The 25559-nt window shown below is 61.0% G+C and carries 22 protein-coding genes, 1 tRNA gene, 2 rRNA genes and 1 pseudogene (1 of these 26 cut by a window edge); 9 read left to right on the top strand and 17 right to left on the bottom strand.

Going from position 1 to position 25559, the window contains the following annotated elements; all coding sequences use genetic code 11:
- Positions 1-74: 74 nt before the first annotated feature.
- Together ACXJ1Z_RS02235 and ACXJ1Z_RS02240 are read left to right on the top strand one after the other, a co-directional pair.
- Positions 75-1832, top strand: a complete 1758-nt coding sequence (locus tag ACXJ1Z_RS02235) for a chloride channel protein (protein ID WP_463779238.1) — start codon at positions 75-77, stop codon at positions 1830-1832.
- Between the two features lie 768 nt (positions 1833-2600).
- On the top strand, positions 2601-2792 hold the full coding sequence (locus ACXJ1Z_RS02240; RefSeq protein ID WP_463781142.1) for a MerR family transcriptional regulator: 192 nt from the start codon (positions 2601-2603) through the stop codon (positions 2790-2792).
- On the opposite strand, the gene tnpB is transcribed toward ACXJ1Z_RS02240, so the two are convergent.
- Genes tnpB through ACXJ1Z_RS02255 form a run of 3 tightly spaced genes read right to left on the bottom strand, consistent with a single transcriptional unit; the run spans position 2755 to position 3622 of the window.
- A complete protein-coding gene (gene tnpB / locus ACXJ1Z_RS02245; protein ID WP_463779239.1) occupies positions 2755-3042 on the bottom strand; it encodes an IS66 family insertion sequence element accessory protein TnpB in 288 nt (95 codons plus the stop codon). The genes ACXJ1Z_RS02240 and tnpB overlap by 38 nt on opposite strands.
- A 9-nt stretch (positions 3043-3051) precedes the next feature.
- The gene (tnpA, locus tag ACXJ1Z_RS02250) at positions 3052-3519 is read right to left on the bottom strand and encodes an IS66-like element accessory protein TnpA (RefSeq protein ID WP_463779241.1); all 468 of its coding nucleotides are present in this window, start codon (positions 3517-3519) and stop codon (positions 3052-3054) included.
- The gene (locus tag ACXJ1Z_RS02255; protein WP_463779242.1) at positions 3491-3622 is read right to left on the bottom strand and encodes a hypothetical protein; all 132 of its coding nucleotides are present in this window, start codon (positions 3620-3622) and stop codon (positions 3491-3493) included. The genes tnpA and ACXJ1Z_RS02255 overlap by 29 nt, the downstream gene beginning before the upstream one ends.
- Here ACXJ1Z_RS02255 and ACXJ1Z_RS02260 point away from each other — a divergent pair.
- Positions 3602-3796, top strand: coding sequence for a hypothetical protein (locus ACXJ1Z_RS02260; RefSeq protein WP_463781143.1), 195 nt, complete (start codon positions 3602-3604; stop codon positions 3794-3796). The genes ACXJ1Z_RS02255 and ACXJ1Z_RS02260 overlap by 21 nt on opposite strands.
- A gap of 285 nt (positions 3797-4081) precedes the next feature.
- Here ACXJ1Z_RS02260 and ACXJ1Z_RS02265 read toward each other — a convergent pair whose 3' ends face one another.
- Positions 4082-4492, bottom strand: coding sequence for a hypothetical protein (locus tag ACXJ1Z_RS02265; RefSeq protein WP_463779243.1), 411 nt, complete (start codon positions 4490-4492; stop codon positions 4082-4084).
- A 219-nt stretch (positions 4493-4711) separates the two neighbouring features.
- Here ACXJ1Z_RS02265 and ACXJ1Z_RS02270 point away from each other — a divergent pair, with 219 nt between their 5' ends.
- Together ACXJ1Z_RS02270 and ACXJ1Z_RS02275 are read left to right on the top strand one after the other, a co-directional pair.
- A complete protein-coding gene (locus ACXJ1Z_RS02270) occupies positions 4712-4873 on the top strand; it encodes a hypothetical protein (protein WP_463779245.1) in 162 nt (53 codons plus the stop codon).
- Between the two features lie 100 nt (positions 4874-4973).
- Positions 4974-5870 (top strand): glucosamine inositolphosphorylceramide transferase family protein, encoded by an 897-nt coding sequence (locus ACXJ1Z_RS02275; protein ID WP_463779246.1) that lies wholly within the window; start codon positions 4974-4976, stop codon positions 5868-5870.
- Here the strand turns inward: ACXJ1Z_RS02275 and ACXJ1Z_RS02280 are convergent.
- From ACXJ1Z_RS02280 to ACXJ1Z_RS02310, 7 genes are all read right to left on the bottom strand, one after another.
- Positions 5824-6927: a glycosyltransferase family 4 protein gene (locus ACXJ1Z_RS02280; RefSeq protein ID WP_463779248.1), complete on the bottom strand. Its 1104-nt coding sequence runs from the start codon at positions 6925-6927 to the stop codon at positions 5824-5826. The genes ACXJ1Z_RS02275 and ACXJ1Z_RS02280 overlap by 47 nt on opposite strands.
- Positions 6924-8318 carry a lipopolysaccharide biosynthesis protein gene (locus ACXJ1Z_RS02285; protein ID WP_463779249.1) on the bottom strand — a complete coding sequence of 465 codons (1395 nt, stop codon included), beginning with the start codon at positions 8316-8318 and terminating at the stop codon, positions 6924-6926. The genes ACXJ1Z_RS02280 and ACXJ1Z_RS02285 overlap by 4 nt, the downstream gene beginning before the upstream one ends.
- Before the next feature lie 13 nt (positions 8319-8331).
- On the bottom strand, positions 8332-9528 hold the full coding sequence (locus tag ACXJ1Z_RS02290; protein ID WP_463779251.1) for a CDP-glycerol glycerophosphotransferase family protein: 1197 nt from the start codon (positions 9526-9528) through the stop codon (positions 8332-8334).
- 220 nt (positions 9529-9748) lie between these two features.
- Positions 9749-10930 carry a glycosyltransferase gene (locus ACXJ1Z_RS02295; RefSeq protein WP_463779252.1) on the bottom strand — a complete coding sequence of 394 codons (1182 nt, stop codon included), beginning with the start codon at positions 10928-10930 and terminating at the stop codon, positions 9749-9751.
- Positions 10931-11212: 282 nt separating this feature from the next.
- Entirely contained in the window at positions 11213-13528 is a 2316-nt protein-coding gene (locus ACXJ1Z_RS02300; protein ID WP_463779253.1) for a TonB-dependent receptor, read from the bottom strand.
- A 34-nt stretch (positions 13529-13562) separates the two neighbouring features.
- A complete protein-coding gene (locus ACXJ1Z_RS02305) occupies positions 13563-14510 on the bottom strand; it encodes a FecR family protein (protein ID WP_463779254.1) in 948 nt (315 codons plus the stop codon).
- Positions 14494-15105: an RNA polymerase sigma factor gene (locus tag ACXJ1Z_RS02310; RefSeq protein ID WP_463779255.1), complete on the bottom strand. Its 612-nt coding sequence runs from the start codon at positions 15103-15105 to the stop codon at positions 14494-14496. The genes ACXJ1Z_RS02305 and ACXJ1Z_RS02310 overlap by 17 nt, the downstream gene beginning before the upstream one ends.
- Positions 15106-15368: 263 nt before the next feature.
- On the opposite strand from ACXJ1Z_RS02310, the gene ACXJ1Z_RS02315 reads away from it, so the two are divergent.
- Positions 15369-16379, top strand: a complete 1011-nt coding sequence (locus ACXJ1Z_RS02315; protein ID WP_463779257.1) for an endonuclease/exonuclease/phosphatase family protein — start codon at positions 15369-15371, stop codon at positions 16377-16379.
- Between the two features lie 434 nt (positions 16380-16813).
- Here ACXJ1Z_RS02315 and ACXJ1Z_RS02320 read toward each other — a convergent pair whose 3' ends face one another.
- The 3 genes and pseudogenes from ACXJ1Z_RS02320 to ACXJ1Z_RS02330 all read right to left on the bottom strand — a co-directional run bounded on the left by ACXJ1Z_RS02320 (position 16814) and on the right by ACXJ1Z_RS02330 (position 19401).
- Positions 16814-17341, bottom strand: a complete 528-nt coding sequence (locus ACXJ1Z_RS02320) for an SDR family NAD(P)-dependent oxidoreductase (RefSeq protein WP_463779258.1) — start codon at positions 17339-17341, stop codon at positions 16814-16816.
- A gap of 371 nt (positions 17342-17712) precedes the next feature.
- A pseudogene (locus tag ACXJ1Z_RS02325) lies at positions 17713-18229 on the bottom strand (IS701 family transposase); the annotation flags it as partial.
- A 134-nt stretch (positions 18230-18363) separates the two neighbouring features.
- Positions 18364-19401: an acyltransferase family protein gene (locus ACXJ1Z_RS02330; RefSeq protein ID WP_463779259.1), complete on the bottom strand. Its 1038-nt coding sequence runs from the start codon at positions 19399-19401 to the stop codon at positions 18364-18366.
- Positions 19402-19715: 314 nt separating this feature from the next.
- Between ACXJ1Z_RS02330 and ACXJ1Z_RS02335 the strand changes: the two genes are divergently transcribed.
- From ACXJ1Z_RS02335 to ACXJ1Z_RS02345, 3 genes are all read left to right on the top strand, one after another.
- Positions 19716-20438, top strand: a complete 723-nt coding sequence (locus ACXJ1Z_RS02335) for a GDSL-type esterase/lipase family protein (RefSeq protein WP_463779261.1) — start codon at positions 19716-19718, stop codon at positions 20436-20438.
- 144 nt (positions 20439-20582) lie between these two features.
- Positions 20583-21194 (top strand): transposase, encoded by a 612-nt coding sequence (locus ACXJ1Z_RS02340; RefSeq protein ID WP_463779262.1) that lies wholly within the window; start codon positions 20583-20585, stop codon positions 21192-21194.
- Positions 21179-21436, top strand: a complete 258-nt coding sequence (locus tag ACXJ1Z_RS02345; protein ID WP_463779264.1) for a hypothetical protein — start codon at positions 21179-21181, stop codon at positions 21434-21436. The genes ACXJ1Z_RS02340 and ACXJ1Z_RS02345 overlap by 16 nt, the downstream gene beginning before the upstream one ends.
- Positions 21437-22390: 954 nt before the next feature.
- Here ACXJ1Z_RS02345 and ACXJ1Z_RS02350 read toward each other — a convergent pair.
- The 3 genes from ACXJ1Z_RS02350 to ACXJ1Z_RS02360 form a co-directional block, all read right to left on the bottom strand.
- A tRNA-Met gene (locus tag ACXJ1Z_RS02350) sits at positions 22391-22467 on the bottom strand.
- Between the two features lie 344 nt (positions 22468-22811).
- Positions 22812-22926 (bottom strand): 5S ribosomal RNA (gene rrf, locus ACXJ1Z_RS02355).
- Between the two features lie 141 nt (positions 22927-23067).
- Positions 23068-25559: ribosomal RNA gene (locus ACXJ1Z_RS02360) — 23S ribosomal RNA — on the bottom strand (it continues 308 nt past the right edge of the window).

A 25559-nucleotide genomic window follows, 5' to 3' on the forward strand; every position in this document is an offset into this window, starting at 1 on the left:
CAAAGTCTCATTGATATATATCGCAATACGATATACCTGCGGCACACCGTCTCTTCTGTAAGCGAGCTCTCTTCATGTCTTCGACTGCCGCATCCCGCAACCACCGTCCGCTCGCCGACCATAGCGCCGACTGGCGGATGCTCCTGCTGGCAGCTGCGGCCGTGATCGTAGGAAGCGGCGGAGCATTCGGGGCGTGGATGCTGCTCAAGGCCATAGCCGTCGCTACCAACCTGTTTTGGTTCGGCCGCCTCTCGGCAAGTCCGGCCGCGATAACTGACAACACGCTAGGCGTCTGGCTCGTCGCTGTGCCAGTCGTCGGAAGCCTAATCGTCGGCCTCATGGCGCGGTTCGGTTCGGAGAAGATCCGGGGCCATGGTATTCCCGAGGCCATAGAGGCGATCCTGTTTGGGGAAAGCCGGCTGTCTCTGAAGGTCGCGCTGCTCAAACCGCTCTCCTCCGCGATCTCCATCGGCAGCGGTGGACCATTCGGCGCCGAGGGGCCCATCATCATGACCGGCGGGGCGATCGGCTCCTTGTTCGCGCAAGCGTTTCACCTGAGCGCCGCCGAGCGCAAGACGCTGCTCGTCGCCGGCGCGACCGCCGGCATGACAGCGATCTTCGGCACGCCGGTCGCGGCGATCCTGCTGGCGATCGAAGTGCTTCTGTTCGAATGGAAGCCTCGCAGCTTCGTACCCGTGGTCGCCGCGGTGCTCGTCGCGTGGCTCTGGCGGCCGCTACTAATCGATGCCGGCCCGCTGTTCCCGGCGCACTATGCTCTCGACCTCGGCGCGCCGCTGATCGGCATCGCTCTACTGGTCGGCATTCTCGCGGGCGTGCAGGCAGCAGTGCTTTCGGGAGTGCTCTACAAGGTCGAAGAGCTGTTCGCCCATCTGCCGGTCCACTGGATGTGGTGGCCCGCCTTCGGCGGCGTCGCGGTGGGTCTTGGGGGTCTGATCGACGCACATGTGCTGGGTGCCGGCTACGACAGCATCCAAGGCTTGCTGAACGGTTCGCTGGCCCTGCGGATCGCCATCGCGCTGGTGGTGGTCAAGGCGATCGTATGGCTGATCGCACTTGGCTCGGGAACGTCCGGCGGCGTGCTTGCCCCTCTCCTGCTCATGGGTGGCGCACTTGGTTTCCTGCTGGGGCAATACCTGCCGGGCGGAGGTGGGCTTTGGGCCCTCGCCGGCATGGCGGGTATACTGAGCGGCGCCATGCGTGCTCCGCTCACCGCCGCCCTGTTCGCGGTCGAGTTGACCGGCGATTTTGCCATGCTGCCGCTCACGCTCGCGGCCTCGGCAAGCGCATACGCAATCAGCGTGCTCGTGATGCGCCGCTCGATCCTTACGGAGAAAATCGCCAGGCGCGGCCGGCACATCCTGCAGGAATATACGGTCGATCCGTTCGACTTCCTCCAGGCCGCGCAAGTCATGACGCGTGATCCCGCGACGCTGCCCGGCACCGCAACGGTCGGAGAGACCATCACCTTCTTTATGGGTGAAGCTCGGCATCGCAGCTATCCAGTCGTGGCAGCGAACGGGACGTTGCAGGGGCTCGTCTCGCGCACTGATGCGCTGCGCTGGCAAGTCACCGGCGCGGCGCTCGATACGACACTTGCCGACGTACTATCCGATGCATCGCAGCCATCTGGAATGACGCATGACCCCATTAGCCGGGTCGCCGACCTGATGGTCGAGAGCGGGGTCGGCCGCATCCCGATCACGGATGGCTTGGGCGGCCGCGTAGTCGGCGTGGTGACACGGCACGACCTCTTGAAGGTTCGCCACCATCACCATAGCGCTGAACGAGAGCGAAGTGCCCGGGGGAAGTGACGGACGCCACGAGCTTTCCCTTGTGCCGACTATGCCCAATGTACGACGAGGTTTCAACCAAGTGGCGCTGGGCCCCTCGGCACTGGCAAAACATGGTAAACGTCAAACCGCAGGTCGGACGTCGCCATGGGGCAAACCTTCTTCAAACGACAGATTTATCCCACTTCACGTCGTTGGCATTGGCTGATTAGTGAGATGAACCAACGGCTGCTTCTTTAATCGGGCATGGAGGTTAGGCTCTGTTTTTTGGCAATTAGTTTTGTATCGTTCATGCGGGTTACGCTTCTTTCCGTGGTCAGCCTCGCGGCGATACCGGCGTTGCCACAAGCATTTGTCGGATCGGGTCGGGGTGCCTTGCTTTCGGACGCGCTCAAAGGCGCAGCAGACATTAACGGCTTGGCCGCGGGTCCCTCGTCCGCACGGACGAGCTGCAACGAGAGCTGGTTACGTCATCCGCCACGATCCGTGAGGCGGTAAGCAGAAGCGCGGAAGGTTCTTCGTGACGAAGGAGTTAAGACAATGCAGCGCTGAACCGTAACGATGCCGTCGATGGCCCACTAGCCGGCGCGCTTCAGCAGGTGCACGACCTTCAGGCCGTATGGGCAGGTATGCTTCGGCATCACCATGCGGTGGATCACCGCCTTGTTGGTGGCTGCCGGGTGGTTGCTCATATCCGACACTTCACGCTTCTTGTGATCTCGTAGGCATTGATATAGGGTCTGTACCATTGGACAGAGTCAAGGCTCTAGATCGCTGACAATTGGCCAGCTGGCTGCCGGTGGGAACGTGAGCGTTGAGACGATCCACAGCTACCAACGCAAAGGTCTGCTCGATACGCCAACGCGAAAGAGCGGGATCAGGCGCTACGGCTTCTTAGATCTTCGCCGATTACGCTTCATCAAGCAGGCGCAGGCAGACGGCTTCATGCTTCAGGAAAAGCGCCGAGTTGGCCCGCAGTGATGCGCATCACGCCGTCCTGGATGTCCGGCCAGCGGAAGCCTCCTTGCTCCAGCTTCTTGGCCATCAGGCACAGGCCGGTGCCATCCCACCAGATCAGCTTGATCCGGTCGCTGCGCTTTGCTCGAAAGACGTAGATCACCCCTGAAAAGGGATCGCCGCCGTACTCGGCACCGACGAGCGCAGCCAGGGAGTCGGGGCCTTTACGGAATATCGACTTGCCCGGTGGCGACCATGACGCGCGAGCCAGCAACAGGTCCGTTCATCGCGTCGCCTTGAGAGCTTCGATCACCGCCGCGATCAGCCCCTTTTCGGTACCGCGCCCGATCTTCACGGCCACTCCGTCGATCTCCAACTCCACCGCGCCGGGTGACGATCGCCGCCGGCGTCGTGGGCGCCTGCCAACCGGACCCACGTCGCTTGGCGCAGACGGCTCCACCACTGCCGGAACGAACAGAGGCGCGGCCGCCGAGGTGGCGGGCAGCGCCAGCCCTTGAGCCTGCATCTGCTTGCGCAACTCCCGGCGCCAGGTGAACAGCTGTGAGGGGTACATCGCATACCTGCGCGCCACGGCGCTGACAAATTCATGGCCCGAGTAGCTCTCAGCCACGATCGAGACCTTTATCTCAGGCGACCAATCCCGGCGCTTCCCTGCGCCCGTGAAGATCTCAATCCGCTGAGTTCCGCTATTACCAGCATCGTCACATGACATCGTCATAGCAGCAGCCATCTCCGCCCCAATCAAAGGCAATGAGACTCGGCTCTACCTTCCTCTTCACGTCGGCCTTGTCGCCGCCGTCATCGTTTCCGCCATCGCCTATGGCGTCGGCCATGGCTTTAAGAACTTCGGGCAGTTTGCCGGTAGCATCGTGGCCGCACTGGCGTTTGCCGTCGGCTATGCTCTTACGGCCAACCTCTGGTGGCTCGCTATCTTACACGTAGGGCTACCCTTGCTAACCCTTACGATCCGGCAGGACGGGCACGACGGCGTCATATCCGGCTCTTAGCTGCACCTCTTGCTGCTTGATGAAGCCCGTACGTCTTTTCGCCCCCTTCGAGACGAAAGCTGCCGGTAGCGTCGCGCGCTAAAACCGCTGTTCCTGCGGCCTCATCGAGTATCCCACCGACACCACTCACACGCCATGGCGACCGTGCCTTGGAACTTGGGCCGGTGGAGGAGGAACGCGCCTCAGCCAATTGGTGCAGCCGGAAGAGGCTGGAGCGTGCCGCCATAACAGGACGGCGGTGCACGCAACCTCGTTGCATGTGCTCGCTTCCCCCCGGTCCTGAGCTCAACAGGCTATTCCCCAATCGCCGCGGAGCGTCCGGCTCCGTGCGCCTTCGGCCATGGTCAGCACTGCGCTGCCGCCTGCGCTGTCGGTTTCGGGATACGCTTTTGTCGGGCCCGTCCGCCGAAGCGACAAGCGGCGTCCACCGCACGCGATGGTTGTTCCACTGCCCACTCCGAAGCCGTGCCATTGGGTCTGCGAAATCAAGCATTTATGGAGGCCATCTGCAGTGCGGATGAGGAAGTCGAGCCCGATCATGTGGATGTAGGTCGCATCGCCCTGGCTGAAGGTGAATTGGCATCCTGTCTCAGCCGAAGTCGCCAGATCCTCCTCGCTAAGCGGCAGGAGCCGCGAACGCGCTGGTTCGACCGGGTGAGGATAAACTGTCGCAATCGGCACGCCCGCCAGCAGCAAGGATAGAAGCAGCATTCAAATCCTAACGGTTTTTTCAGGAATAATCTGACCAGCTATGGAAGGCGTAGCCCATCTTGCGCGCCAGTTGCACTGTAACGCACCATTGGGATTGTTGTCGCCATTTCGCAGTGCGGGTGCGGGATCGGTGCGGCCGTTGGCGGCATTGGTGGCCTGCTCGCAGGACTTGGCCTGCTTGCCATTTCCGGCATTGGCCCCGCCATGGCCGCGGGCTGGCTGGCAGCCACCGTAGCCGGTGCAGCCGGCGGTGCGCTTGCTGGCCAACCGTTGGTCATCCTGTGCATGGCCGCCGGCTGCGCCGCCTGGTTCCTCATCGGCGGCACCGCAGCCGAGAACACGCTGACGCTCATCCTATCACCCTAACGCAGATGGTGCTCAACCAGCAGCGACTGAGCGAGCGCTGCACATGAAGATCGATCATCGCTTGATTTGCTCGATCAAAGGCATCTGCTAGGTTGTCGCTATGCCGAGACGCAAAGACCTGTGGGCAGTCGCTATCATATGCGACGCTGCTGAAAAGCTGTTCAAACCCGACCGGGCGCTCGCTTCCGTTACTTGGCTGCCAGTCGAGCCATCCTTCTGCTTCCTGGCTGATCCGTTCGGGATCTGGGTGGACCAGCATCTACACATGTTTGTCGAACACTACGACTACCGTACACGTCATGGCACGATCGAGAGACTGATCTTCGACCGACAACATGAACTCATAACACGCGAGCCAGCACTCGCTGAGCCGTGGCACCTGTCGTACCCTTTCGTGTTCGAGGCCGATGGTGTGACCTGGATGATGCCCGAAGCGCATCGTTCCGGTGCACTGACGCTTTACAGGGCGCATGCCGAGTGTGCCGACTGGCGGGCCGAATGTACGATCGTGCTTGACTGCGTGCCCGTCGATGCCTCGATGCTGCGTTACGCTGGCCGCTGGTGGTTGTTCTATTCCCCTGCGACCAGTCGCGAGAGCAAGATCGGGCACTTGCATGTCGCTTGGGCTGACGATTTGTGCGGTCCATGGACGGTGCATCCCGGCAATCCGGTGCGCCGCGATGCCCGCTCGTCTCGCCCGGGGGGCACGCCGATGGTGATCGATGGCCGGATCATGCTGCCGGTGCAGGATTGTTCGCGCACGTATGGTGGCGCGGTTCGCCCCTTGTGGATCGATCGGCTTGATGAAAGCAGCTTTTCGGCGAGAGTTGGCGAACCATTAGCTTTGCCGAACGGCGCACCATCCAATAGCGAGGGCATGCACACGCTGTCAGCCTGCGGGCCAGTCACGCTGGTGGATGTGAAGACGATCGACCGTTCGCTCGCGGGTCTCAGGATCGATCTGTCCCGGATGCTGCGGAGACCCGGCGCCAGATAGCGCCCCCGGCGGCTTCAAAGCGCTGTCGCGAAAAGCGGTCGAGAACATCCGCACGCGCCTGCTGTCCCATCCGCGCCAGAGCTGATGGGCTGGCCAGCGCCCGCCGCAAGGCATCCGCCAGTGCACGCGTTTCACCGGGCGGAGAGAGCCAGCCTGTCTCGTGCTCGCGGATGCTGAAGGCCGGCTCCCCCACGCGCGAGGCGATCACCGGGAGCCCAGCGGACAAGGCCTGATGCACGCCGATGCAAAAGCCTTCCGAACGGGACGGCTGCAGGTAGAGGTGGAGGCCCTGGAGATAGGCATGTGGATCCGCGACGTAGCCACACAGCTTGAGCGGCAAATCGTGTTGCCGGATCGCCGCTTCGAGCCTGGCCCGCTCCGCGCCCTCACCGGCGATCGTCACTTCGATCGGCACCTCGGCCCGGAAACCCTCGCGGCGCAGCGATGCGAGAGCCTCGGCCAGGACGTCGTAGCCCTTGACGGGATGGAGGCGGCCCAGGCTGCCGATCCGCAACGGTTCGCCCGGTCGCCATGCTTCGGCGTACGGCATCGCGGGTTCGGCCGCGAAGATGGGCCAGGTTTCCAGGCGATCCGGTGCGACTTTGAGGCGGTCGAGAGTCAGCTGCTCGACGCAACGCGAGTCCGCCACCCACAGCAGCGCGTTGCGTTGCAGGAGCCGCAGCAATCGAAGGTTCCAGGGCTTGAGATAAGCGGCATGTTGCCAGGCGATCACCGGTAAGCCCATGGTTGGACCCGCGATCAGGCCTAGCAGCGTGGCGCGGCTGAGCGACGTCCACAAGTGCGTGGCACCCCAGCCCCTTGTCTCGCGCATCAACCAGCGCAGTGCCGCGACGTGATCCCTCTCATTGCCGTGCCGCACAAGCGGATCCAGCCCGGCAGCCATCATGGCAGGCAACGCCCGTCCGTCCCGCGGGGTCAGCGCGAAGACGCGAACCTGGGCGCCCTGACCGCGCAGGACCTCGGCAATCGACGGCACCGGCAGGGCCGCCCCGCCGCCCTCGACCGAATTGATGACGTAGGCGATCTTCGCGGTCATCGTTGCCGCAAGCTGCTGCGCCAGACCAGGAATACCAACAAGCCGCTTCCTAGCAGCGCCTGGCCGAGCGCCTGATACCCGGCGCCAAGCAGGCCATAGCGTTGGAGCAGAAACGGCAGCGCCGACAGGAACGCCAGACTGGACAGCAGATTGGCCAGCATCGATCGGCCAGGATGCCCCAGCGCCGACAGCGCCGAACTGCATGACGGGCCGATCAGCGCGACGGCGCGCGAGGCGACCAGCAACACCATGACCGTCGCGGCACCTCTGAACTCTGGCCCTGCCAGGATACGCACGATCCCTTGCGGAAAAGCCAGCACCAGCAGCACGACCGGCAATGCCGCCGCCAGTCCGATGCCGACGACTTTCGCCAGAGTGCGCCGCAATGGCTGTCCGCCCTGCCCCGCGGCGACGATATGGGCCAGTTCGGCATAGGCGGTGTTACCCAGGATCTGCGCCGGCTGCGCGATCACCACGGTCGCGCGCTGCGCTACCGCGAGCAGGCCTGCCATCGCCGGTCCCAGCACCCAGCCGACGATCAGCGGCGCGGCGCGGCCCGAAAGCTCGCTGAAGGTGGTATCGACGTTCGTCGCGACAAGGAACCGCCAGATGCCAAGGTTTTCCGCTGCGACCTGCCCGGCTCGGGGGCGCCACAAAGCCGGGCCGAGATCGCAGCAGGCAAACCACAGGCCCATCGCCCACATCACGCCGAACTCGCACATGGCGGCGATCAGCCAGGCCACGAGGAACGACTTGATGCCCCAGCCAAAGGCGATCACCACCAGCGTTCCGATCAACCGCACACACGGTTGCACCAGGTTGTGCAGGCCCAGCAGATCGAACCGACCGATAAGCTGAAGATACCCGGCTGGCGTCGAGCGGACCGATCCCAGAACGGCAAAGGCGTAGAATGGCGCGAACGCCATGGCCTTTGGCGGCCAACCCAGATGCGGGCCGACGAGAGGAACCAGGACCATCGCAGACAGGATCGCGACGACACCCGCCGACAGTTCAAGGGTCGAGCCGAAGCGCAGTAAGCGAGACAGGCGATGCGGCTCCGCGGCCTGTTCCGCTTCCGCGCCGTATCGGACGATCGCCTGCCATGCCGGAAACTCGACGATACCGCAGACCGTCGTCACGTAGGCGTGGACCAGCACCAGGACGCCGTATTCAGCCGGCCCCAGAAAGCGCGTGGCTAGGAACAGGTAGGCCAGACTGATAAGGCCGGCTCCAGCTTTGCCACCCAGCACGAGGCCGAGCCCGGCGAAGATACGGCGAACCGTCCCACTCTCGTTGCCGGGTGGAACACGAAACTCTGTCGGAGAAGCTATGGCTGGTCCGTCGGCGACGCCTTCCCTGCCGGCCGACCGTTCTCGCGAGGTGCGTGCCAACGTTCGCCGGTGTTCAGGCTGCAGGGACAAGCTTCAGGTGCCTGTGGGCAAAACGATGTCGCTCCGCGAAGCGGGAGATCGCGTCGGCCGCGCGAACGGAGGATGGTGTGTTGGTCAGGTCGAAGCTTTCGGCGAACAGGCGCTGCTGGATCGGGTGGTAAACCGTTTCGTGCAGCTCCTCGGCGCGATCGAGCGCGGCGGGCAGAGACTCGGGGCAGGAAATCACCTCGCCCATCTGCCAGTGAGTGAAATTCGGACTGTCGCGCCAGTCATGGCCTTGGCTGTTCAGGAACACACAAGGCCGTGGCTTGATCATGAATTCGTAGACCTGGCTACTGGCGTCGCCGAGATAGATATCGGCCGATAGGGTGTAGGTCATGTCAGTGCCCGCCCTGCTCCCCAGATCGATCTTGATGTTGTCGCCGCGCAGGAAGCGCGACGGGATCGAGCCGGCACGGTCCACCGCAAGCTTGTCGATGGTCACGACGCAAGGACGCTCGAACAGCATGACGTGCGGCGCGAAGATCAGGCCGTACCGCGGATTGTCGAGGAACGTCTCGAACACGGCATGGCCATGCGCATACCACGACGACAGATGCGGCGAGACGTGTGGGTTGTAGAGCACGGCCTTCTCGCAAGTGGGCAGGAAGCGATGGCTGGGCGCATCACGCGCCAGGTCGAACTTGGGATAGCCGACTACGGAGATCGCATCGTCGGCCACACCGGCCTCGGCCATCAGGCGCGCCTTGATCTTCGGCCCCGAGCATAGGACATGATCGAACCGGGCGCTCGCCGGATCGAAGCCGATCGCCCGGTCCCCGGCGCCATGCCGGGTATGGATGATCGCCAGATCTCGCAAGCCATAGCGTTCCTTGAGCACCAGCGAGGTCTTCTCGGCGACGACAAGCACGTCGAGCGTGCAAAAGAAATCCAGGTTGTCGCGGTAAATCAGCAATTTCGCGGCGGGTACCACCTTGCCGAGCACCGCGTCGACCCGCCGGGTCATCGGCGAAGGCTGCAGTTCCACATGCTGGATCTGCCGCCCCAGCTTGTCGCCGGCGATACGCCTGACTTCGGCGGCGAGGCGGCTGTTCGTGGTCGCCACCAGCAGTTCCCCGTCGAACCCGCCATCGGCAAGGGCGAGCGCGATCGGCAGGCTGTGCGCCACCTGGTGGATCTGGTCGTGGTTGAAGAGAAAACCGATACGCACGCAGCAAGGACTCCGTGCCTTTCCACCACCCGCATCAGATCGGTGAAACTAATTTCGACGACTTGTCTCGATCGGGGCGGAGAAAAACAGTGGCAGCAACGCCGCGCCCCTGGGGTGCCGCATCGTATCCTGGGCACGCAGAGGGGAAGGAAAGGCCGTTGCCGGCTTCAACGCGACTGACTGGTTCAAGGGGATCACCTTCTGGCTGACCTTGCCGACACTAGATTCCGCGGGCATCCCGGTGCCGCATCGCCAACATCAGGGACCGCAACCTGCATTCGGCCGCGAGATCGACGGCCTCGCGCATGATCGCAAGATACTGGTCACGCGCCTCCTCGATCACGAAATCCTGCGCATAGCGGCGCCCAGCCGGTGTCGGCGCCGGCAACGACAATGCGTCCGCGATCCAGCCGGAGAATTGATCGATGTCATCCGTGGGCACCAGCACCCCGCGCGTGCCGCCGCCGAGCAACTCGGCCATGCTGGACGAACATGCGGTCGCGACGATCGACAGACCGGCGGCGATCGCCTCGATCACAACGGCGGGCACCCCTTCGTAGGTCGAGGTCAGCAAGAAGCAGTCGGCACGCGCCAGCAGGCGATCGGGCGAGGCGACGTGACCGGTGAAGTGCACGCAGTTGTGCAAGGCCAGCGATCGCACGAGCGCCTCCAGGGTGGATCGTTGCGGACCATCGCCGACGATGGTCAAAGTGTCGCCGGGACTGAAGCCGCGCGCGAACGCCCTGATCATCAAGGCGAAGTTCTTCTGCGGGACCAATCGCCCGACGGCGATGAACCGCACGTTCGCGCCACGGTCGCTCGATCGTGGGATGGCGAGCAACCGATCCAGACGCTCGCGAGACAGCGCGGGATCGGGCACCACGTCGATGCGCCGTGCAGGGACCGCCATCGACGCGCTGATCTCGGCGGCCATCGGCGGCGCGATGGCGACGAAGCGGTCGAGCATCAGACCCTGCACCCGCAACCAGGCGCGATAAGCCAGTCGACCGAGCCACGGCTTGTCGCGACGCACCAGATCGTTGCTGATCTTCGCCACGATCGGCGGACAATCGGCGCCCAGCATGATGCGCGCCGCCGCACAGACGACGGCATAAGTATTGCCCGAGCAGAAGATCACGTCTTCGCGCCTTCGCCGCAGATGGTCGAGCAAGCACCAGATCATCCAAATGGATTCGAACCGGGCGGTGCGAAAAGGGCCTTTGCGACGTTCGTACTTGAGCCGGGGCGCCTGCGCACGGTCGAGACCATTGTCTCGCCCAAGCACCACTGTCACGTCGTGCCCCGCCTCCTGCCAGCTCAGCGCAAGGTTGAGCGCGACCCGCTCGACCCCGCCGGGCTCGAAGCTGTGGATCGGGATCACGATGGAGAGCGGAGCGACCATGCTCACAAGACTCCGGGGCGGAGCAGAACCCGCAGGTTCGCTTCAGTTCACAGGCGCGTTCGGGAGCAGGTCGGCGTAGCGTACAGCAGGCCGGCGAGACGCGAAGGAAGCAACGGTCGCCTTGATGCTGGCGAGTAGCGAGGCCTTGCCGACATCGCCAGGATGGACCGCGACCCGCACCGTGCCGAGCGAATGAAGCGTCCGGGGCGCCACACGCGAACGTGATCCTCAGCCAGAGCGAAGTCGCAGTCCAAGGCAAGACAAGCCGGCGCTTCGTCATCGTCAGAAACTTGCGTCGACGCCGATACGAACCGAGCGTGGGCGCAAGGGTGTGGTCTGCGTGCCCGAAGCCAGGGAGAAGGGGTTGCCGAACGCAAAGGTGTTGGCGCGTGAATCCAGCACGTTGTCGAGATCGAGCGAGATGCCGAAAGCTCCCAGCGACCAGCGCCCCCCGACAGACACATCATAGTAGCCGCCCTGAGGCAGATCGAAAGGTGTCACCACCGCAAGTTTGGATCGGCCGACATAGCGAAGCCCGGCATCCAGCGTGACGTTCGCCGCTCCGACATTGCCACCATATCGCGCCCCTAGTCGCCAGCCCTCGTCGGCGATGCTGGGAAGATCGCGGTCGATAGATCCGCTGTATGCGGGCGCCGGCTTGGACAAGTTGCTCGATGCGATGAATCCCGACGCGTCCAAAGTCCAGCGCTCGGTCGGTCGCCATGTCAGGCTTGCCGACAGGTTTCGGACACGGCCCGAGCCGATGTTCGCGATGAAGGGCAAGCCGTTCGTGTCCACCAGATCGGCCTGGATATCGTCCCACGACGCGGTCGAAGCGACCAGTGAGCCGGTCAACCGCGCGTGCGGGCGACTACCAAATCGCAAGCCGAGCTCGTACGTGCCGATATGATCACGCTCGAAGCGCTGGGCGGTGACTTGGTCGCCCACGCTTGAGATCTGCAGTGCGCCGGGCCGGTAGCCTTCCTGGTAGCGCCCGTAGAACAACCATCCGCCAGTCTTCCACGACAACGCAGCCGACGGCAAAGCGCGGAACTGCTTGCGCCTCGGCTCGAAAGCGCCGCGAACCTCCCTGCCCGCAACCTCGCTGGTCTGCCTCACATAGCTGAGCCTACCGCCCAGGGTGAGTTCCAGCGTGCTTACGATCGGCCTGGTCGCTTCGCCGAAAAGCGCCGTGTCGACTGTCGAATTTACGAGATCGGCAAGCGGCTGGGGCGCATCGACGGCGCCCAAGCTGCGACTGGAGCGATCCTTGTTATAGACGATGCTGCCTCCGATCAGCCAGTGGCCGGTGTCCGCAAAGCGGCCGGAAAGCCGTGTCTCGTGAGAAATAAGATCGATGGATCGATCCTCCAGATAGGCTTGCGGAACAGTGATGCCGGGAATGCTCGTCGCGTCAAAGATCGTGTCGATCGTGTGCCGGGCGAAAGAACTTGCCGAAACCAGTTCCTTGCCGTCCCAGGTATGGGTCACGGTCAAGGACCCCAGCCGATAGTCGTTGTCGAACGGCTGGGCGATCGCCGACTTGCGCGAAAGCGCACCGACATCGGTCTGCGCATATTGTCCGTCGCGCGATTCGACATCCTGCGCCACTGCCCCGACGTCGACCGTCCAGTCTGCGTCAGGAGTCCAGCGCAATGTGGCGCGGCCACCGGAGATCTGGTTGCGGTTGATATTCGAATGCTGCCGCAAGGCATCGTCGATATAGCCGCCCTCGCTGGATTTGTAGACAACCGCCCGCACCGCCAGCCGATCTGCAATCGGCAAGTTGCCGACGATCGCAGCATCGAATCCCGCGGCGCCATGACGCGTGAAGCGAACACCCTCACTAGCCGATAGCGACGTCTCACCCGCGACGGGAGCGCGGGGCAGCAAGCGGATGATGCCGCCCAGTGTTCCGGCGCCGTACAACGTACCTTGCGGTCCTTCCAAAACCTCGACTCGCTGGATATCGTAGAGCAGCAGATCCGGGTCGGGCGCGCTGTAGATCAGGCGCGCTTCACCAAGGTTCTGGCTGATCGTCGCCTGGCTCTCGCCATTGAAGCTTGAATCGGCGACGCCGCGAATGAATATCTTGTTCCGGCCCGGTCCCAGGTTGGTCGAGGCAAGACCCGGCAAGCGACGCAGCACGTAGCCGGTCCCCTCGTTGCCGGCCTGTGCGGCATCACCGCCGCCCAGCTCCATCAGCAAAATGCTGGCCGGGTAGTCGGACAGCAAGGCGCTTTGCTTGGTAGCGACGACGACGATCTCCTCGCCACCCGTCACGGGTGCCGGCGGAGCTGAGTGAACTCTCACTGGAGCGACCGAATGCCGCAGAGCCGCATGCCAGACAAGGCGCACCGTCGCGTCATCACTGAATGTGAAAGTCAGACCGCTTTCGTCGAGCAGCCGGCGCAAGGCCTCACTGATTTCAAGCCGCCCCGTCACCCCCGCCGTCCGCAAGCGATCGAGACGCGGATCGTCGATCGCGATGGAGACACCAGCCTGCTGTGCGTAGACCAGCAACGCGTCCGACAAACGTCCGGCAGGGACGGCGAATTGACGTATCGGCCTAGCCTGTGCCAGTACGCAGGTGGACATCCCCACGGCAATGCTGGCGAGTGACCATGCCCATCTATCTGGAAATCGACCAACCATCGGACGTTCTGGAAACCCTCAGTCCCAACAGTTGCTCGAAGCGCCGACGAACCGTTTCCTGATCGCCCTCCAGCTGGATCACGCCAGTGAATGTCCTGGCAGATAGATCAGGGCCCAGTTCGATGGCAACACCTCTCGCGCGCGAAAGATCGCCGACGACATCGACAAGCGGCTGCTGGCGATAGACCAGCTTGCCTTGCGCCCAGGTTCCGATCGCCGTCACCGGCCGGGTACCCTCGACGATGCTGTCCCCGTTCGCCTGCAAGGTATCGCCCGCATTCAAGCGTAAGCGAACGTCGCCGCTTTCAAAACGCACGGCGCCTTCCGCGACTTCAAGCCGAACGGCCCTGGAACTCTTCTGCACGTTGAAGACGGTGCCGACATCGACAATTTGCTGATCGTCGATGATCAGACGGAACGGATTGGCGTCGTCGTGGTGGACGGCAAACTTTGCCTCGCCACTCGTGAGTTCGGCATGACGCGGATCATTGCGGTTCAGCATGAGCCGCGTAGCGCCATTCAGCGCAATGCGGGTACCATCGGCCAAAGCCACGGTGCGCATTTCACCAGGAGCGGTGACAACGCTGTAGGTGCCGTCGAGCCGTCCGTAAGTCACCCATGATCCAACCGCCGCCAGCGTGATCGACGCCGCCATCGCGGCAAACCGCCAGCTGCGACGCGGCGAGACGATCTCGATGTCGTCACGCCCATGATCGTCGTTCGAGGAGCCCGATTGTGGTGCAAGGTCGACGATGCGATCCAGCGCCCTGTCCGCGTCCGCCACCGCTTCATACGCGGCATTGTGCCGTGGATCGGCCTCCAGCCACTCGGCGAAAGACTGCCAATCGTCGAAATCGGACGCGGCCGATCGCAAGTGCCACAAGATCGCCTCGTCATGGACGCGTTCGTCAGTCGCTTCGGCCATCGAACCCTCCTTCGCTCCGCGACATCGCATCCGAGGCGATCGCGCGGTTGCGGCGAATTTCGAGCACTGCCCTGTAGGCGCGCTGCAGGTGCTTTTCGACCGCGCTGAGGCTAATGCCCAGTTCCTGCGCGATCGCCTTCTGCGACGACCCTTCGATCCGATACTGGCGAAAGACGAAGGAAGTGCGCTCGGGCAAGGCCGCCAGATGCGCTTCGACCCTCGCCAGTTCGTCGCGATCGGCAAGCGTCGTCTCGGCATCCGGGGTCTTGTCCACCTCGTAGCCATGGTCGCGCGCGTCGATCCAGTCGGCATCGCGCGCTTGCCGGCGCGTTTCGGTGCGCCGCCGGGTATGCGCCATGTTGTTGAGCGTCTGGTACAAGTACGCCCTGGGCGCGCGGATCGGACCGGTCGTACTTGTCTCGATCCGGATGAAGAGATCCTGCAGCAGATCCTCGGCATCGGCATCGCTGTTGCCCCGCGCGCGCAGAAAGCGCGTGAGCTCGCCGCGCAGCGACAGGCACAATTGTTTCAGGCCCGCTTGCGCAGGCAGTTCGTTCCCGCTCGAAGTCATCGCCGGCTGACCATGCAGCGCCATTCCTTTCCCCGCAAGCGACAGGAACCGCGCCGGGGCCGCCACTTTAAAATGCCGAGGCGAGGCGCAGCGCGACCTCGCTCGCGTACATGCCAGCAAAGAGGACCGAGGGGTGCATCAAGAAGGGTCTCCGTTCACGATCTATGGGCCGTGAACGACGGTGAGACGCCGCCACTGCCGACAACCCGCATTCTGTAAATCACGATGCGGATTTCGCCGCACCTCGGAGTCTCCCTTGCACGAAGTGGAGATTGCTTTTGCGAAGTATGCGGTGGACCTCGGCACTGGCTTTTTCGGCGCTGGTTCTGGCCAGCTTGTCCGGACCGTCGCCAGCGGCGCAAAAAAGCTGGAGCGCGCCCCTATCGCCGCACGATGCGGATCGCTTGTCGGTCATGACCTACAACGTCGAAGGGCTACCTTTCCCGATTGCGTTGAACCGAACCGGTGCTCTCCAGCAGATCGGCTTGAGGCTGGCCGGGCTGCGCCGTCAAGGCCGGCAGCCGGATGTCGTACTGTTGCAGGAGGCATTCACGCCCGAGGCAAAGGAGATCGCAGAGCTGTCCGGGTATCGCTTCATCGCTGTCGGGCCAAGAGCGAACGGATCGGACGCCGCGTCGGCCCTTGCCATGTCGGACAACTATCGGGCCGGTGCGGACTGGCGCAAAGGCGAAGGCGTGGGCAAGTGGGTCGACAGCGGCTTGCTCGTGCTATCCGACTTTCCCATTGTCGCAACCTCGTCGATGACCTTCGCAGACGATGCCTGCGCCGGTTACGACTGCCTTGCGTCCAAGGGCGTGTTGTTGACCTGGATCAAGGTCCCGGGCCAGCAAGACCCGATCGCCATTGCCGATACCCATATGAACTCGCGGCATGCCACCGGCGTCTCGAACGCGCGCGCGGACGCTGCATTTGCCGAGCAGCTGAGAGAAGCGCGGCGCTTTCTGGCGGCCAAGATCCCGCCGCGAGCCAGCGCCGTATTCGGTGGCGACTTCAACATCGGCCACGTCTCGCAACGCATTGCCGAGGTCGGCGCCACGCCGCCGCTCTTGGGAGCAGCAGCAGAGGCTACCGCCCAGATCCGGTCTACAATTCCAGCTGCGGTAGTTGATCGCAACTTCCGAGACGTTGTGAAACGGGCGAAGGACAAGCAGTTCTATCGTGCGGGAGCAGGCAGGATACTGGGGCTGAAAGCCGTCGAGGTGCCCTTCGGCATCTCGGGCGGTGGCTACTACCTCTCTGACCATCTCGGCTATGTCGCATCATATGCCATGCGCTAGGATCGTTCCAGGAGCCTGAACGCAGGCTGCGTCTCTCCGCAAATCGCCTGATAGCCGTTTATTCTTGTCTAAACTGGCGCGGGAATGACCCTGCGGCGGCATCTATGCCTGACAGATAGGGCGTCAGGTATGAATGAGGACGGGAGGACTGCGAAATCGGCAAGCATTTTTGGCAGGTCCGAAGCAATGCCGCCAGCGCGAGGCGCCCGAACGATACTGTCCTTATACATGTCAAAGTTGGAGAGCGAAGCATGAAGCGCCTCAGCATCTCCCTGACCGCAATCGCCCTCGCCTGTCCTGGAACGAGCCAGGCCAGCGACCGAGGCTGGGACCGTGCCGGCGGCTTCGCGCACCCGCAGCGCCGAACTCGCCAGTCTGAAGCGCGGCGCAGGACCGATCGCCGCAATGGCTGGCAAACCACTTGTTCCCCCGCGCTATGTCGGCCCCGACCGAATTTTCAGATCTGCGGTCCAGGTGCGAGCAAGCGACCGGATGGCCGCCTTTGACGCGCTGTAGATGGACGGTGCCGGGAAGCCTTTGCTGGCCCCGGATCCGGTCAGCACGATCGCTCCGCCTTCGGACATGAGCGGGAGGGCCTTCTGCACCGTGAAGACGGTGCCCTTGCCGTTGATGTCGAACACCCGGTTGTAGTGGTCTTCGTCGATCGCCCCGATAGAAGCATATTCTGCCATGCCTGCATTGGCAATGACGACATCTACGCGCCCATGGTCCTGCTCGATCTGCGCATACAGCCGGTCGAGGTCGGCGAGATCACTGACATCTCCCTGCACACCGATAGTGCGATGCCCAATCTCTTCGAGCGCCTCATCGAGCCGGCCTTTCCGACGACCCGTGATATCGACGGTCGCCCCTTCGGCGGCGAAGGATTTTGCCGTCGCCAGGCCGATGCCATCCGTTCCACCCGTAACTACCACGATCTTGTTCTCGAACCGCTTCGTCATGTCGTCTCGTCCATTCGGCATGTTTGATGGATATAGCTCCGTTTCCTTGGAGCTATCCTCCGCTTTGCAATCGCAGTGAGACACGCACGTTGGGGTTCCCGTAAATTCGCCTCAAAAAGTAGCGTTGGTGGGAATAGCGGGAAACCGCCATTTTCGACGAATCGAATTCTTTCAGTCATTGATTTTCAGGAGCTGCAGCTTTTCGACTTACAAGCGTTATCCGGAACCAGATTTACGGCAATGGTCAACGAGCCTTAAGGAATTCGTAAGTTTGATTCCGCCAGAAGGTCCACAATTTCATCCTTTCGAGCGTCAACTATCGATCACACCAGATCTTGAGCGCCATATTGAAATATTTGTCCCCAAACTCCACCGGAAAAGCTGATCCGGCATCTGCCAAAACGCACGCCTGCGGCCTTGATCATGTCAATCTCCTCGATGGCGACCTGCCGGTCGGCCGGCACCTTGGCGCGCAACATGCGCTATGGGTCGCTTGTCCAGCTCTCCGGCAGGAACAACCGCAAGCCCACCATCACCGGCACCTCTCGCGATGCCAGCGTCACTGACACCATGGTCTGACAATTCGCGTTCTTGCCCAGCGACGAAGCATATTGTGGCGCCACACCGACCGAGTGACGCCGTTTCTTAAACATCGCGGTATCATCAGGCCTTGGGATCGCCCACCAGCCTGTTAGCCTCGCTCAGAAGGGATGCTTCTAGCGGTGCGCCGTCCCATATCCCGGCAGCTACGAAGTGATGCAGCTGGTAGCCGGCCTCACCGCCGCGAACAGCCATTGGCTGCACACTCTTGCGATCACCGGGATCGATTAAACCGGCGATGTAGGCCGGGCACATCCGACGCTAGGTCTTGTATCCCAGGCCGCTCAGAAACGGCTCAAGCCAGCGATCGAGATCCTCTCTTCAATGCATATCCATCACCAGCCCCTTCAGAAGCTGGCAACCTATGAATCACCACATCTCTCGCTTGGGAATGCCCAAATCAGCAATCTGCCAAAGTAATGCTAGCTGGTCGCATGCGGGTGCACGACCGGCCGTGAGACCCTTGGTAAGGCAAACATCCATCCAAGGCGGTGCCTTCTCATCAGATCGCCTATGATCAAACTAGCTGGCAGTGCAAAGGCGGTAGCAACCAAGGGCGCGACAAGCCCCAGCCAGAACGACCCCAACACAGTGGGACTCAGGCTCGATTTCAAGAAATGACCGAAGCATGCGAGCATAAGAAAGTGCAGGAGATAAATCTGCAATGTGCGCTGTGCGAGCCAGCGCGCTGGGCGATGTAGGATTTGCCATCTCGCACCGGCCAACGCCACCGCCTGAATAGCGAACGCCGCTGCAACCATGTCCACGGGTAGTAAGAAGTCACCGAGCATCACGCAAAGGGTTGAGCCTACCATCCAGAGCACGCCCGTGAGGACTAGAAGACGGACACTTGGGTTCGCAGCGAACACTAACACCGCCTCCTTCATTCTTACCCCAACGATGAAGAAGAAGGCGCATCGTGCTATGTTGGGAATATGGTTTAATGTGGATGGCTGCAAGAGCGAGCCCACAACTGACAATGCAGCGCAGACGAGGAGTAGAAAATCAAGCCTCCACTCGCGAGTGATAGCGGCCGCGCAATAGTAAGCGCCGAGCGCCATCAGATACCATGCAGGCGACAGGCCGAGGCACACTACTTGCACTCTGGTTAGCACGCCAAAGCCTATTTGGTTGGTATGAGGATATGCAGGAACAATCGCGACAAATATAGCACCCCAGAGCACATATAAGTAAACGGGCTTTATTAGTCGTTTGGAGACCGTATCTGCAGACGGACTTATGATTGAGCGAGAAGTGAGCACACCAGATATCAGGAAGAAGGTAGGCATTCTGATGGGCTGCAGGAACGTGCTAAACGCATTCCAGGCACCGCTGATTTCAGCCTGATGGACCCACCCAGATGCTTCAGTGATTTTGCCAGCATGGTAAAGAATTACTAGAATGATACAGGCCGCTTTGGCGAGATCCGCCCACACTAAAGCTTTAGGTGAACCAACCATCTTCCCCGACCCCTCCTGTACCTCTCTCGATGACAGTGCTTAAGAATTTGCTAAGTATCGTCGCTGAATGTTAGAGGAACGGTATCTGTCATATATCGTCCTGATGTGTTCATAGCCGAGAAAGACCACGCTGAATTTTGAACACGTTCATTCAGCGGCTGAAAGCGCGGTATACGCCGCTAACGCGCGGTAGAGAGCATTGACACTCTTACTAGCACGAAATTGCCTTAATCCTCGCGTTTGAAAGGTGGGCGCTTTAATTAACATTTCGGGTGTACCCGCAATAGATGCGAGGTATCCAAACCCAGAATTCCGTGGTTGTTGAATGCCGCAAACTTTTTATCGCGGTGATGATCTTTGTTGCGATCATTGCCGGCTGGTTTGCGATCCAAAAGCTGATGGCTCGCTATGCGAAACTCCCCGACGCTCAGGGCGGAAGCTGTACCTTGTGGTTCGTTGGCAGTTCCACTATGCACAAGTGGACATCACTCGGGAGCGACATGTCACCCTGGACCGCATACAACCGGGGTGTTGACGGAGCGACTGTCCAGGCCATTGCCCAGATGTTTGCCAACGATACTGTTGGTTATCCGCCGCATGCAATCATTGCTTACCTCGGCGACAATGATATTGCTTTGGGACAGAGATCGAGTGACGTCGTCGAAGTGTTGCGAAACATCATTGCTGAAAAGAGGAGGCTTTATGGTGCAACCCCTCTATATGTAATCTCCATCAAGCCGAGCCCGGCTCGATTTGAGTTTCTGTCAGAACAGCGGAATTTCAACCGACAGGCATCCGCTATCGCTTCCTATTACAAGGATGTCTATTACATTGATGTTGCCGATGAGTTTCTCAGAAATGGAAAACCTGGCGACTTCTACGTGCCAGATGGAGTTCACCTGAATGCTGCTGGCTACAGTATTCTGGGCAGCGGCGTACGGACAGAGCTCGCAAGGGAACGAGCAGGACGGGCAATCTATCCATGCAAGGCGGGCGCCAGCAGCGGACGTTCCGGATCCGCGCGTTCACCCTCTTAAGCGGGAAGCGGTCGTTTCCACTTCAATGTGCGACAAACGGGTGTTTCTCGACAGGCATGACCTTTCCCGGAAAAGGAACCCAGACTCTGTGCGGAAATTCGCTGAGCGTTTCCACAGGATCGCTGACAGCCATATGCTGTGTTCATGGCATACATTGAGGGTCATGCGCGCGACCAGGCGCTGCTGCTGCCGGCATCGGTAGAGGACTATGTGGCCGCGGATAGTCCGGTTCGGTTCATCGACGCGTTCGTCGATGACCTTGATCTGCGCGAGTCCGGCTTCCATCGCTCGCGACCGAAGGCGACGGGACGGCCGGGGTATGACCCGGGCGATATGCTCAAGCTGTACCTGTACGGCTATCTCAACCGGGTGCGGTCGAGCCGAAGGCTTGAAGCGGAGGCGACACGCAACCACAAGACCATCGCTGAGTTTCGTCGCGACAATCGGAGCGCCTTCAAGGCGGTGTTCCGCGCCTTCGTCGTCCTTTGCCGCAAGCTCGACCTGTTCGGGCGCGAGCTACTGGCGGTAGACGGGACGCGGCAGAAGGCTGTGAACAATTCGGGACGCAACTTCTCCCGTGACAAGCTGGCCAGGTATATTGCCGCGGCCGACGAGCGGCTTGAGGGGTATCTGGCCGAACTGGACGCCATCGACCGCGGCGAGGATGGCCATGGGCCTGGCGGCGAGGCACTGTCTCCGAAGATGGCTAAGGTGCGCGAACGGCAACGGGCTCAAGAGGCATGCTGGAGCAACTGAACGCCAGCGGTGAAAGCCAGGTCTCGCCGACCGACCCCGATCCGCGTGCGATGGTGACGGGTCAAAAGACTACGGTCAGGTACAACGCGCAGGTGGCAGTCGATGCGAAGCACAAGCTGATCGTCGAACAGCCCATCACCAACGCCGCCACCGACATGGGCCTGCTGGCGGCCACTGCCGGGCGGCCAAGGATACTCTTGGCGTCGAGCGGATCGCTGCCGTGGCAGACATGGCTATTATAAGGGCGAGGACATCGAGGCGTGCGAGGCGAACGGCATCGCTCCTTATGTCGCCCGACCCCAGCGTGGCAGCGCGATCGCCAACGGCCGCTTCCCCAAGGCGCGTTTCAGCTACGATCCGGCAGCCGATGCCTATCGTTGCCTCGGTGGCCAGCTTCTCGATACCCGCCACCGCTCGTGATCGTCGCGAATGCCGTGGCGCCTAAGGGCGGAAAAGCATCGCGCTTCAGCCTCGTCATTAGTCGCTCGGCATGGTTCGGGTCGAGAGAAGACAGCCGGTTAGCATGCGAGGCACGTGCGGCCTCATCAAAGGTCGTGCCATGTACCGGAACCTCCCTTGCGCCAGGATCCTCCCCTGGCTCAAGCCGGCTTTCGTCTTGGCGCGACGCAGCCGCGCCTCCGCCAGACCCACCTCTGGATAGGCGCCGATCAGCGCAGCTTCTACTTGCCGGTAAAACGGTACTTGAGCTGCCACAGCTTGGAGCCATTCGGGCGGACGAGGACGTCGAGCCTTTCGCTATCGGCGAGCTTGTGATCCTTGTGCCGCTTGGTCGCGTAGCGGACTTCGAGCTACTCGAGGACCACATCCTGTCAGGCGGGCTGGATCAAGCTACGCCCCCCGCATTGGGAGAGGAAATCACCCACGAAGTGGGCGATGGTCGACATACCGCCGTGCCAGAGGGTGCCTCGAATTGAATCCCCTCGCGAGGACCTTGTTGACACCCCGAGTTCGCTCACTGTGACGTAGAGGGCTGTCGCTTAGCGCGAGCCGCTAGCTAGGAGCCAATCCGGATAGACGCGTCGGATTTATGAACGGCCTTGATGGAGGGTGCCGATCGCCCCCGATGGCTTCGACGGCTTAGAGCCCGGGGGTTGTCACTGATGTCGCGGATCTGGTGTTCTGGGCTGTAAACGACAACGCCGCCCTGAGGGGCGGCGCGTGGAGTTTTAGAACGGTGGTTGCGGGGGTAGGATTTGAACCTACGACCTTCAGGTTATGAGCCTGACGAGCTACCGGGCTGCTCCACCCCGCGTCACCGTGTGGGCTGAGTGGTCAGCCCGGAAGCAGTTGTTTGTCGGTCCATCCCGACGATGTCGGTCTGGACGGCGGGCTGCTCCACCCCGCGTCACCGTGTGGGCTGAGTGGTCAGCCCGGAAGCAGTTGTTTGTCGGCCCATCCCGACGATGTCGGTCTGGACGGCGGGCTGCTCACCCCCGCGTCACCGTGTGGGCTGAATGTTTCAGCCCAAGGTTGGGTGTCTTGATCCGACGCGAACAGGGCCTCGCCAGGATATCTGGAGCGGCCCTGTTTTGCGGGCGGTGACGCCCTTGTCATGTGAATGGGTTTTTATCCGATACGAAGCGCGCCGGCTTCAATGCCTGGCGACGTCCTACTCTTCCAACGCTTGAGCGGTAGTACCATTGGCGCTGTCAGGTTTCACGGCCGAGTTCGAGATGGGATCGGGTGGGTCACTGACGCTATGGTCACCAAGCAATGGAGCTGGCGCGTTTCGTATGGGTTTTTAATCGATGGCCCGTGCTGGATTAGATGATGTGTCTGGCTGGTTTATCGTCCGTACCGATGACGGTTTGCGCTGCTGTCAGGCAGGGCTGTCATTGATGGTGCGAATTTCCACAAGCATGAACAGAGTGATTAGGACCGGTTAGCTCCATGCGTTACCGCACTTCTACACCCGGCCTATCAACGTGATGGTCTATCACGACTCGATGATACCTAATCTCGAGGGAGGCTTCCCGCTTAGATGCTTTCAGCGGTTATCCCGTCCATGCATAGCTACCCTGCTGCGCTCCTGGCGGAACGACAGGTACACCAGAGGCATGTTCATCCCGGTCCTCTCGTACTAGGGACAACTCCTCTCAAGTATCGACGCCCACGGCAGATAGGGACCAAACTGTCTCGCGACGTTCTGAACCCAGCTCACGTACCACTTTAATTGGCGAACAGCCAAACCCTTGGGACCTGCTCCAGCCCCAGGATGTGATGAGCCGACATCGAGGTGCCAAACGATTCCGTCGATATGAGCTCTTGGGAATCATCAGCCTGTTATCCCCGGCGTACCTTTTATCCGTTGAGCGATGGCCCTTCCACGAGGGACCACCGGATCACTATGACCGACTTTCGTCTCTGCTCGACTCGTCAGTCTCGCAGTCAGGCAGGCTTATGCCATTGCACTCTTGCAGACGGTTTCCAACCGTCCTGAGCCTACCATCGCGCGCCTCCGTTACTCTTTAGGAGGCGACCGCCCCAGTCAAACTACCCGCCACAGAGGGTCCCTGTACCGGCTTACGGTACGAGGTTAGACATCAGAAACAAACAGGGTGGTATTTCACCTATGGCTCCACGTTAGCTGGCGCCGACGCTTCAAAGCCTCCCACCTATGCTACACAATTTCTTCCTAATGCCACTCTGAAGCTGCAGTAAAGGTGCACGGGGTCTTTCCGTCTAACCGCGGGTACTCCGCATCTTCACGGAGAATTCAATTTCGCTGAGCATATCCTGGAGACAGTGGGGAAGTCGTTACGCCATTCGTGCAGGTCGGAACTTACCCGACAAGGAATTTCGCTACCTTAGGACCGTTATAGTTACGGCCGCCGTTTACTCGGGCTTCAATTCGGAGCTTGCACTCCTCCTCTTAACCTTCGAGCACCGGGCAGGCGTCAGACCCTATACGTCGTCTTGAAGCCGACTTAGCAGAGTCCTGTGTTTTTGCTAAACAGTCGCTACCCCCTGGCCTGTGCCCCCTCCACACCGGTTGCCCGGTGAGAGGGCCTCCTTCTTCCGAAGGTACGGAGGCAATTTGCCGAGTTCCTTCAGGATACTTCTCTCAAACGCCTTGGTATACTCTACCTGACCACCTGTGTCGGTTTCGGGTACGGTCTATACGGTGGGGCTATTTCCTGGAACCATTTCGAAGCCTGACCAATCCAATAAGGCCAGACAACACACATGATCCGTCACACACCACCAGGCCCACGAATATTAACGTGGTTCCCATCGACTACCCCCTTCGGGCTCGTCTTAGGGGCCGGCTCACCCTGCTCAGATTAGCTTTAAGCAGGAACCCTTGGTCTTTCGGCGAGAGGGTGTCTCACCCTCTTTATCGCTACTCATGTCAGCATTCGCACTTCCGATACGTCCACGGTCGGTTACCCTCCCGCTTCATCCGCTTACGGAACGCTCCGCTACCGCGTGATCGTAAACGATCACACCCTAAGCTTCGGTGCATCACTTGAGCCCCGTTACATTTTCGCCGCAGAAACCCTTATTTAGACCAGTGAGCTGTTACGCTTTCTTTAAAGGATGGCTGCTTCTAAGCCAACCTCCTGGTTGTTTTGGGACTTCCACATGCTTTCCCACTTAGTGATGACTTGGGGACCTTAGCTGTAGGTTAGGGCTGTTTCCCTTTTGACGACGGACCTTAGCACCCGCCGTCTGTCTGCCGGATAAGTCTCGTTGGTATTCGGAGTTTGGTTAGGTTTGGTAGATCTCGCGACCCCCTAGCCCATCCAGTGCTCTACCCCCAACGGCATACATCCGACGCTCTACCTCAATAGATTTCGCGGAGAACCAGCTATTTCCCGGCTTGATTGGCCTTTCACCCCTAAACACAACTCATCCGAGAATTTTTCAACATTCAACGGTTCGGTCCTCCAGTGCGTGTTACCGCACCTTCAACCTGGTCATGCCTAGATCGCCGGGTTTCGGGTCTAATCCGTCGAACTCAGTCGCCCTATTCAGACTCGCTTTCGCTGCGCCTACACCTAACGGCTTAAGCTTGCTCGACAGATTAAGTCACTGACCCATTATGCAAGAGGTACGCTGTCACCCCCTAAAGAGGCTCCAACTGATTGTAAGCATTCGGTTTCAGGTACTGTTTCACTCCCCTCATCGGGGTGCTTTTCACCTTTCCCTCACGGTACTAGTTCGCTATCGGTCATGTACGAGTATTTAGGCTTGGAGGGTGGTCCCCCCATGTTCAGACAGGATTTCACGTGTCCCGCCCTACTCGAGTCCTTCATTATCACTTTCGCATACGGGGCTGTCACCCGCTATGGCCACTCTTCCCAAAGTGTTCTGCTAGTTGAAATGAAGGCACTGGCCTGG

It is taken from the genome of Novosphingobium sp. TK46, assembly GCF_055361525.1.

Coding starts and splice junctions, on each gene's coding strand:
- ACXJ1Z_RS02235 (WP_463779238.1), top strand. CDS start 75: ATGTCTTCGACTGCCGCATCCCGCAACCACCGTCCGCTCGCCGACCAT.
- tnpA (WP_463779241.1), bottom strand. CDS start 3,519: ATGGCTGCTGCTATGACGATGTCATGTGACGATGCTGGTAATAGCGGA.
- ACXJ1Z_RS02255 (WP_463779242.1), bottom strand. CDS start 3,622: ATGGCCGACGCCATAGGCGATGGCGGAAACGATGACGGCGGCGACAAG.
- ACXJ1Z_RS02270 (WP_463779245.1), top strand. CDS start 4,712: ATGGCCGCGGGCTGGCTGGCAGCCACCGTAGCCGGTGCAGCCGGCGGT.
- ACXJ1Z_RS02275 (WP_463779246.1), top strand. CDS start 4,974: ATGCCGAGACGCAAAGACCTGTGGGCAGTCGCTATCATATGCGACGCT.
- ACXJ1Z_RS02280 (WP_463779248.1), bottom strand. CDS start 6,927: ATGACCGCGAAGATCGCCTACGTCATCAATTCGGTCGAGGGCGGCGGG.
- ACXJ1Z_RS02295 (WP_463779252.1), bottom strand. CDS start 10,930: ATGGTCGCTCCGCTCTCCATCGTGATCCCGATCCACAGCTTCGAGCCC.
- ACXJ1Z_RS02300 (WP_463779253.1), bottom strand. CDS start 13,528: ATGTCCACCTGCGTACTGGCACAGGCTAGGCCGATACGTCAATTCGCC.
- ACXJ1Z_RS02305 (WP_463779254.1), bottom strand. CDS start 14,510: ATGGCCGAAGCGACTGACGAACGCGTCCATGACGAGGCGATCTTGTGG.
- ACXJ1Z_RS02310 (WP_463779255.1), bottom strand. CDS start 15,105: ATGGCGCTGCATGGTCAGCCGGCGATGACTTCGAGCGGGAACGAACTG.
- ACXJ1Z_RS02315 (WP_463779257.1), top strand. CDS start 15,369: ATGCGGTGGACCTCGGCACTGGCTTTTTCGGCGCTGGTTCTGGCCAGC.
- ACXJ1Z_RS02320 (WP_463779258.1), bottom strand. CDS start 17,341: ATGACGAAGCGGTTCGAGAACAAGATCGTGGTAGTTACGGGTGGAACG.
- ACXJ1Z_RS02330 (WP_463779259.1), bottom strand. CDS start 19,401: ATGGTTGGTTCACCTAAAGCTTTAGTGTGGGCGGATCTCGCCAAAGCG.
- ACXJ1Z_RS02340 (WP_463779262.1), top strand. CDS start 20,583: ATGGCATACATTGAGGGTCATGCGCGCGACCAGGCGCTGCTGCTGCCG.
- ACXJ1Z_RS02345 (WP_463779264.1), top strand. CDS start 21,179: ATGCTGGAGCAACTGAACGCCAGCGGTGAAAGCCAGGTCTCGCCGACC.